This is a genomic window from Nostoc sp. CmiVER01, assembly GCF_034531135.2.
Classification (GTDB): Bacteria; Cyanobacteriota; Cyanobacteriia; order Cyanobacteriales; family Nostocaceae; genus Nostoc.
Genome location: NZ_JAVRBU020000051.1, coordinates 1 through 921 on the forward strand (window position 1 = coordinate 1; position 921 = coordinate 921).

The 921-nt window shown below is 64.4% G+C and carries 2 protein-coding genes; both read left to right on the top strand.

Annotated elements, in window-relative coordinates:
• On the top strand, window positions 1-195 hold a 195-nt coding region (locus RMZ43_RS35905; RefSeq protein ID WP_428851012.1), incomplete at its 5' end, for a hypothetical protein.
• A gap of 17 nt (window positions 196-212) precedes the next feature.
• Window positions 213-921 (top strand): IS3 family transposase (locus tag RMZ43_RS35910; protein ID WP_428851013.1); only part of this gene is annotated, 709 nt, incomplete at its 3' end.

Consider the following 921-nt stretch of genomic DNA (forward strand, 5'->3'; position numbering starts at 1 on the left):
GGTCCCACTGCGCTTAGGCGCTGGGTGGCTGCCGAGCGCGAGCGTCGGAGCCATCCGCCTGGCAAGGCCGAGCAGGACAAGGAAATGGCCGCGCTTCGCAAACGCGTTGCCCAGTTGGAGGGCGAGGTCGAATTCCTAAAAAAATTCGATGCCCTTCTCCAAAATCCGCCGCCTGGCTGGTCACGCAAGCGGTAGATGCGGCGAGGGGCACGATCCCGGTAAGGCGAGCTTGCGCGGTGGCGGGCGTGTCCCGCAGCAGCTACTACGCCGGGCGGCGCGAGCGCCGCGAGCGGACGATCGAGCCGGTGCTAGCCAAGGCTGCGCGGACGTTGCACGAGCAGGGGCGATGCAGTCTGGGGTCGCGCCGGCTTTCGGCGAGCTTGCGTAATCAGGGCCATGACGTTGGTCGCTACAGGGCCCGGACCTTGATCAAACAACTGGGCCTGAAGCGTCGCCGCCGCCCGTACGCCCATTATCGACGAGCGACCAAGCCAGCCATCGTGGCCGACAACGACCTCAATCGCGAGTTTGATCCTGCCGCGCCGGATGTGGCCTGGGCCGGTGACATCACGCAGGTTCGGGTGGGGCGGCGATGGTTGTATATCGCCATCGTGATGGACCTGTTTTCCCGGCGCATCGTGGGCTGGGCGACCGGCTCGATGGCCGATGCCTACCTGGCCGAACAGGCTCTGGAGCTGGCACTGGCGCACCGGCAACCGCAGGAGCCACTGCTGTTCCACTCCGACCAGGGCTGCCAGTACAGCGCGCAACGATTCGTCGACTTCCTTGCCCGGCGATCCATCCGGCAGAGCATGAGTCGCCGCGGAAACTGCTGGGACAACGCTGTCGTCGAACGCTTTTTCCACACCCTGAAACACGAATGGATGATGCACAAGGCACAAGAGAACATTTTCCTGTTCT